This is a genomic window from Ligilactobacillus equi DSM 15833 = JCM 10991 (assembly GCF_001435735.1).
Classification (GTDB): domain Bacteria; phylum Bacillota; class Bacilli; order Lactobacillales; family Lactobacillaceae; genus Ligilactobacillus; species Ligilactobacillus equi.
The window spans coordinates 1-7,689 of record NZ_AZFH01000048.1; the positions used below are offsets into that span (position 1 = coordinate 1).

Below are 7,689 nucleotides of genomic sequence, written 5' to 3' on the forward strand. Positions count from 1 at the left end.
TCGCAAAATCTGTCGGCACTTTCGCAAAATCTGTCGGCACTTTCGCAAAATCTGTCAGCACTTAATCTCTGTATCCCTTGATATAACTAGATTTTTTCACCTCTAAAATATCAAATAATAAAATAATAAAATATTAAATATGATATAGATATATCAGGACACAAAAAAACCAGAGATCTCTCTCTGGGCTTTCAGCAATGATTGGATTATACTTCCAAGGCTACTCTATTCCTTGTTTTTGCTAAAAACATAATCCGCAAAATCAACTGTGTTAGGAGCATCTGCTACGGCGTTATCTACCTTGATTGGCTTTTTGCTTTCGTCAATTGGCTTAACCTCTGTCTTCTCAGTGGTTGTTTTTTTAGCACGCCTTTTAACACGTTTAGCAGGTCGTTTGCCTGTACTAGGTTTTTCTTGTTCTTCTAGCTTAGATTTAGCCATTTCAATTTGAGTTTGAATTTGCTTCAATTCAGCTTTGGTTACTTCAAGCTCTGTCAAAAGTTCCTCTTGCTCGCTATTAGCCTTATCAACTTCTGCTCGAACTCTAGCTAATGCTGAGCGGTCATTTCTAATTTCTCTCGCTAATTCCTTGCGCTTTTGACTAACTTCTTCCTCACGTTTGGCCACCAATTCGTTAAGAGCAGCTATACGTTTGTCCGACTCCATCTTTGCCTTTTCAGCTTTCTTTTCTGCATGAATTTCTTTTTTGCGGTTAGTTTCTACGTTTTCAGCCAATTCTCTAGCTAACTGACGCTTTTTAGCATCATATCGTCTTTCTGCATCTTTTAAGGTGGCAGACTCTTTTACTAGACGGGTGTATTTTCTGATATCCAATTCTCGCAATAACAGTGCGTTAATTGACGTTAGCATCACAATGAAATTTTTATCTTCTGGATTAGATTCCCGTAAAACACTGTAAATTCTGCTACGTTCAGTACGAATTGAAACATCTGACGCATTCTTAACCCACTTCATGTAGTGTTCTGGTGTGTAATTTTCTTTTAAATCCTTTAGGGTTGGTGACACCATTCCGTCTTCATCAGGTTTAGAATAGGTGAAAATAATTCCCTCAATAAAGGCATTGATTTCTGGTGGATTATCATTAATATCTACCATTCCAATTTTTTGAGGTGTTAATCCCAAAACCTTTGCAATGTCAACATTATTCATCCCCACAATTTTAGCAATTTGAATTAATTTGTCTCTCAAAAACCTTTCTTCACTTTGTTGTTTTCGAACCATATTACTTTTCTCCCTTCACAAATTTCATCTAGTTTTTACTAGACTTTTCTTTTCGCTATTTTTCTATCTTAAATCTCTTTAAGTTTAAGCGACTGTAGTATACCTCGTCAATGTAACTTACAGAAATAACTTGGATTAAATATTGATACTTTCTTATATGTTAATTAGTTTACATTTATGGAATTGATTAATTTTCAACTAACATCCCATATATTTTTTTCTAAAACTTATGGATGTACCTAATAACAATTTTCTATATTTATTGGTAAAAAAATTCGCCATAAACACTTATATAAATAGTGTTTTCAGATTAATAAATAAGTATTACAGACGAAGTAAACCATACTTTATAAAATTAAAAAACATCCCAGTTTCATAATCTGGGATGCCCACTTGGTAATTTTGATGTGAGCAGGACTACTTGACTTTCATCCCCGCCCCAAGCATATTTTTAAACATGTCGTCAGATACGGTAATGGTTTGCTCATCCTTTTCTCGCCTTGCTCTACGCTTTTTAGCAGGTTGTTCTACAGTATTTTCTGTAGATTCATCTGTAACTGTTTCTTCTGTGTTGAGAGGCGTGTTCTGTGGCTCACTTTGAGATTTAACCGTTACCTGTTCTTCAACTTGCGACTCAGGAGCTACAAATTCCATCAAAGACCCCGAACCAACTACAGCAGGGTTAATAGGAATTTGCATTGTTCCTGTTCTCATAATCTCTTTGCTATACTCACGCACAGCATGTTTGATAAGAACAGAACGATTAAGACCCGTCACCTCTCCTAGCCTATCCAAGAAAGTTAAAATATCACTATCATTTCGTGATAATGAAATCGAGATTGTCTTAGTCTTAGATGAGGCATTGCTTTTTGATTTAGCTCTTGCCATAGTCTACACATCCCTATTTTGCATCCATAGATAGAATTTGACCTTGGTAGTAGAATCCTTTGACGTTAGCAACCTCTGGATTTTCTACAAATTTAACATGAACACTACCGTCGAATTCTTCTTCGATGATTTCCTTATTAACCAATTCAGAACCGCCTCCTGTAATTAAGAGTAAGTCCATATCACCCAAATTCGAGAATGTGTGACGGATCTTATCTACTAAGTCATAAGACCAGTCATCAATTTGTTGGTTAACGATATCTGTCATATCATATACGTTCAGTGCGGATCGCTTGTAAGCAAATTCGCCATCCTCTAATCCATCCCTGAGAGCCAATTCAACTGTTTGAACATCAGCCGTAAAATTATGTTCTGTCCCAACAGCATTAGCAATATTTTCATATAAAGTATTAGCTCCCACTTTATATTGATTGTGGTTTTGACTTGACCGGTTGTGATTCTTTAACGTATCAAGAAGAACCGTACCGCCACCGATATCAACGACGCCAATCGTTCCTCCTTGAATTGTCTGAGAAAGTTCAACTTGTTCTTTAGTGAAAGTATTTTCCTTTTTTCCATCAAACGTTGCACCATCAAAAACAATGCTCAACAACGTTCCAAAGGATTGTGATAACACTAAGCAGTCCTTAACATCAATCGTTAAGGATTCACCATCAACGTTAATCAGATGCTTCCCAATGAAGTTCTTTTTCACTTCGTTGACGTTTGCATCTCCTTTAGCTTCCCAGTCATCACTAGGGAGACCTGCAATAACGTAATCAACGGTCAAAACCCCGTCTTTGGCTTCTACATAGTTCCTTCCTAGTTGACCTAGGGATAATTCACACAGATTTTGGTAAGGACGGGATGAATACCGCTTGTTATCGTGCATAAGCGAGTCTGTAAGTTCATCCTTACTATACGTGAGAATACCTTGGCCCCAGTACCAAGACCCACCTTTTGCGATCTTGGTTTCAAATTTTGTCATATTATCCGACTTCCCCAGTGAGAAGCCACCTTCTACTTTACTTGCCGGTAATAAGGATGATGGCATAACGTAAGTATGAGTGCCATCATATAATTTTGTCTGCTTATTACCTAAATCAATTCCAAAAATAATTTTGCTCATTCTTTGTTACCTCAATTCTTTTTCGTTATCATAGCTCTATCTAACTATATTTCATATGTTATATCTATTTTGTTGAATTGTCAACGTTTTTACGAGTAAAAGGCATTATTTTTTATTTTTTATTATTTTTATTTATTACTATATATTATTGATAAATTTTATTTGACAAAAAATAACAAAACTTATTAGTGCATAAAACACCGATATTAGGATACTTAATTTTTATTTGATATATCAACATTCTTACGTCCTCACATATATATAAATATCCCTCTTCACTACATTAATAATATGGACTAAAGTCTTATTCTTCTAAAACGGAAAAAGCATTTCTATATTTAGTTAAAGCATCTAAAGAGCTGAAAATGTTCACAGAAACCCCGTTCACTTCTGAATATCAAGGTATTAAATACAAGGGGAAACTTGATTTAATGTTTGTTGATGATGCTAACAAGAAAGTACATTGTATCGACTTCAAAACAAGTCGCACCTACCCTCAAAATGGGATTGAATGGGGTGAATTATTAGATGGCACACGTTCTAGGACAAGCGTGGTATGGCACGTTGATAAATTATTCCCAGTTCAAGCAGGAACTTACCGCCAGTTATTACAAGATAACGGGTATTCAGACTATGAAATTGACTACACTTACATTGTCGCAACTAAGGAAAGCTCCCCACGCATTGACGTTTGGAGCATTACTGATGAGGCTATGGATAAGGGCTTAGATATTTTCCTTGAAAATCTTGTCCTTGCTAATGATTACATCACAGGTAAACAAACTGCCCCTGTAGTCTATGATGACTCTCCATGGGCGCATAAATTAACCCTTAAAACTCCTAACAAGCTTGTAGCAGAAGTCCTTGAAGAAGATAAAGAAAAGGACTTAAACACGTTAAAAGAGGGAGAACAACTATTTACGGGGGTTATTTAAAACTAAAGAAAAGGACGGTTGAATGACCGTCCTTTTCTTGTTTCATCCCTAATTTTATCACGAGGGCAAGAAGACTCCTGAACTCTGTTCAGGTGATGAATTGCCCCTCTACTTTTAAACCCAAAAGGGTCTTTTTTAAATGACATAATTTCTAAATTTTTTCCTCTCTTAATCCGTTAATGTGATATAAACATTTAACTTTCTTAGTCGTTACTGATTTTCCAGTTTGAAATAAAACTGAATTACCGTTATTTATAACACCTTTAACGATTTCAATTTTGTTTGTCTTTAAGTTTCTAATAATATCATGTGGTCTCAGCTGATAGTGTTGTCGTCTAATAGATACACGTCCTTTAGAAACCTTTTCTTGACGATAAATCCGTTGATTATCATAATTAATTTCACGTGAGCGTCTAGTGCGACCAGAAGATAATTCTTTACCAGACTTCTTCTTGCCATCACGACTGTCGATATATTTCGCATCATAGAACTTTTGTAAACTACGATTATTATTAGCAACTTTAGTGCGTGAGTACACGTTACTGGTGCGTAAGTACTGATTTGTGCCACCGGCAATTACAAAGGCATCATTCAGATGTGACTTTTCAATGCCATATAATTTTCTCAAATTGGCAGTTATATAGCCTTGAGTTTCAATATAACTATCAAAATAATTAGGTAACCGACTAGCTAAAATACTCATGAAGTAAGCACCTTTATAATCAATCGAATTCTGCCTATTTTGAGCTAACTTTGCTAATACGCCATTATTATGGTTAGCTTGGTTATGGTTACGGTCAGATAGCAAAACTAAATTATCTGGTTGGTTAGTACCGCCGTCCTTACGTTGGACTAAGTGGTGTACTCGCAACTGACTAGCGGGATAGATTTTGCCGTCTAAAGCATCACGATTGACATCTCTTGCTAGCAAGTAGTCTTTTACATCTTTAAATCCTTGCATTTTGCCTTGAGTATATTCCCATGGTTTAATGTTAGGATTTAACAATTTTTGATTGTCAAAGGGCGACACCTCAATGACTAACTTGCTAATTGGCAAGAAATTATATAAACGTTTAATTTCTTTAATCGTAAAATCCAACCGGTGCTGAATTGATGGTGCTAACCAACTATCAGGACGTTTGCGATTGTCAAAACGTGGCTTACGATAACGCAACCGGTTTCTTCTGGTACGACGGTATTCACGTCTAGCAGTAATCTTGTCCTTTTCAGATTTTCTGACACTCTCAGACGCATAGTATTCACGTTGGTTACCGACCACCGATAAACCTAAGTGGAAACCTGCATCAACACCTAAGGTTAGCTCCTGAGCGTTTGTAGTAATCGGTCTTACAAATTGGATAGTATTCCTACTATTTCCGTACCAAATCGCTTGTCCCGATTTCAACCACCGACGAACCATGCCTAAACGAGAAGTGGGCATGACTGGTTCGCCTCTGGAGTCTACTACATAAATATGTTCAACTTTTTTCTGTGACATCTTGGCCCACCCCTTTCTTTAATGGGTTATAAGTCGCATTATCCCCGAAGAGCAATGCGTGTGTACCCTTCGCCAATGTTAGCCACTGGTTTTAAATCTCACTTACACTGGGCCTGACCTCAGCCCTGTTTAATAAGCAAGCGTAGAGTCCGAGACTAGGGTGGCATCCCGGAGTACCTAATTTCAGTGGTAACGTAGTAACTTAATACTGAGGCTAATCAACCATGCTTACAATTTACATTGCAAGCCCGTTATTTTAATAACGGGTCTGTTGACCGGCTTATGCACTAAGTTTGTCTTCATGATTTAAAGCATTTAGACAACCATTTAGCCAGTTAGCGATTGTTTTACATTCTAGGTACTGCTCGATGTACTGATCGTCCACAAAGAAAACATCATCCGTACAAAAAATCACCGAAAAATTGTCCTCATGACTCTGATAATCAATATACTTGCATTCTTCACGTTCGTTATTAACGGTTGTTGATCCTACTACCATGAAATTCCTATTTCCCCACAAATAGTTATTATCAATCATCAATAAGTGACGTTCAGGATCAATTTCTGCATCAATTACAACGGACGGATGTTCAATTTCTGGAAAATCATCCTCAAATTGCTTAAACATAATTCCTTGTTCATCTACTACATTTAAGATAACTTTCATCTTAATCCCCTTTTCCTTTTGTAAACCTAATCCACTTTTATAATTTTCGCTGTAACGTATCAGGTAATTTAAACCTTTCTTTTGGCAAGCTAATCTCATAAAAAACCTTCTCTTGCCCTTTTTCTTCTGAGATAACCTCTACCCCTAGTGGAACTAGCAGAGCTCCTATTTCATCGAAAAAGTTACTTGATACTTCACCTTCAGTTGATAGCTTAATTTCAAAATATTTATCACTCTTATCATCATCGTACTTCCCCGTCAAAGTCGAACTAATCATAATATCGTTTAAAAGTCTGTAAGCCCCCTTCGTCTTAGATTTTTTAACTAGCATATCGCTCTCTAAAGCAATTTTAGACATAATACAGCTTTCTAATTGCTCGGAAAGGTATTTACGTATCTTTAATTGTCTATAAACGCCTGAGGAATTAAATGGGGGCTTTCGATCTAATATGAAAGGTCTAATCTCCCCCCTATCTAATCTGATATAAATTTTTGGGGATGGTGGATTTTCTGCTACCAGTTGCGCATCTCGTTCTGAAAAGTCTCCAGATAACACATGGTCGTAGGCCTCCTGAATTTCTGGTCTATCTTCAAATGGCCGTTTAGGATCGTCTGGTACTCTGTAGTCCGCTAAATTCTTAGGGAGTGTGTCCTTATTCTGAAAGCCAATACTATTTAAGCTTCTTACAAAGTCCACTTCCTGATGAATATTAATCTTGTTGGCATCTTCCATAAAATTAAAGTTAATCCGTGGCCCACTAGATTCACCTGTAAAATCATACATAGCTTCCGCTGTGATTACCATAACAAGCTCTAACAAAGCTTCTCGGTTTTCCTCTTTAATCCATCCCGCTAAAATCAACTTATCAAGCCATGCTGATAATGTTAGGTCAAGGTTTTGTTCTAATAAATTTACTGTTATGTTCATCTTAATCCCCTTTCTATCTACTTCTTGCAATGAATTCTACTCTTTCTGTTCTCTTTTGTCAATGGACGTTTTTTAAAACGTACTTTAAAACACCCCCCATTTTACATACCTACTTGAAGAAAAAGCCCCTTTGCAGGGCTTTTTTAATTAATTCTAATTAAGTTTTTGTTAACTTGTACACTTCCATACTCAGAAAATACGGGGTTAGCTACATTGTAAACATAAGCATACGCTAAGTGTCCCTTTTGAGCTTCCTCAATTTCTTGTTCATACGTTTCAGTATAGCGAGAAGCAACATACACGTTTACAAATGGAGCATTAATATCAATGTAATGAACTACACCGTCACTAAAGTGACGGGTTTCTGGGAACACTAAGTAGTGTTTAGGATGTTATATGGTA

At 36.5% G+C, this 7,689-nt stretch carries 8 protein-coding genes; 1 reads left to right on the forward strand and 7 read right to left on the reverse strand.

Translation table 11 applies throughout. The annotated features are described in order from the left end of the window. Window positions 1-225: 225 nt before the first annotated feature. From FC36_RS05005 to FC36_RS05015, 3 genes are all read right to left on the reverse strand, one after another. A complete protein-coding gene (locus FC36_RS05005) occupies window positions 226-1,242 on the reverse strand; it encodes a hypothetical protein (RefSeq protein ID WP_025021406.1) in 1,017 nt (338 codons plus the stop codon). 417 nt (window positions 1,243-1,659) lie between these two features. Further along, window positions 1,660-2,130 (reverse strand): hypothetical protein, encoded by a 471-nt coding sequence (locus FC36_RS05010; RefSeq protein WP_025021407.1) that lies wholly within the window; start codon window positions 2,128-2,130, stop codon window positions 1,660-1,662. Window positions 2,131-2,143: 13 nt separating this feature from the next. Next, window positions 2,144-3,259 (reverse strand): ParM/StbA family protein, encoded by a 1,116-nt coding sequence (locus FC36_RS05015; RefSeq protein ID WP_025021408.1) that lies wholly within the window; start codon window positions 3,257-3,259, stop codon window positions 2,144-2,146. A gap of 365 nt (window positions 3,260-3,624) precedes the next feature. Here FC36_RS05015 and FC36_RS05020 point away from each other — a divergent pair, with 365 nt between their 5' ends. Further along, window positions 3,625-4,194 (forward strand): PD-(D/E)XK nuclease-like domain-containing protein, encoded by a 570-nt coding sequence (locus FC36_RS05020; RefSeq protein WP_056986747.1) that lies wholly within the window; start codon window positions 3,625-3,627, stop codon window positions 4,192-4,194. Between the two features lie 151 nt (window positions 4,195-4,345). Here the strand turns inward: FC36_RS05020 and iscB are convergent, their stop codons facing one another. The 4 genes from iscB to FC36_RS05040 form a co-directional block, all read right to left on the reverse strand. Beyond that, window positions 4,346-5,692, reverse strand: coding sequence for an RNA-guided endonuclease IscB (gene iscB, locus FC36_RS05025; RefSeq protein ID WP_025021410.1), 1,347 nt, complete (start codon window positions 5,690-5,692; stop codon window positions 4,346-4,348). A 280-nt stretch (window positions 5,693-5,972) separates the two neighbouring features. Continuing rightward, on the reverse strand, window positions 5,973-6,359 hold the full coding sequence (locus FC36_RS05030) for a hypothetical protein (RefSeq protein ID WP_155889646.1): 387 nt from the start codon (window positions 6,357-6,359) through the stop codon (window positions 5,973-5,975). Window positions 6,360-6,396: 37 nt separating this feature from the next. After that, window positions 6,397-7,317, reverse strand: a complete 921-nt coding sequence (locus FC36_RS05035; protein WP_155889647.1) for a hypothetical protein — start codon at window positions 7,315-7,317, stop codon at window positions 6,397-6,399. 113 nt (window positions 7,318-7,430) lie between these two features. After that, the gene (locus FC36_RS05040; RefSeq protein ID WP_025021413.1) at window positions 7,431-7,661 is read right to left on the reverse strand and encodes a hypothetical protein; all 231 of its coding nucleotides are present in this window, start codon (window positions 7,659-7,661) and stop codon (window positions 7,431-7,433) included. Between the last annotated feature and the right edge of the window lie 28 nt (window positions 7,662-7,689).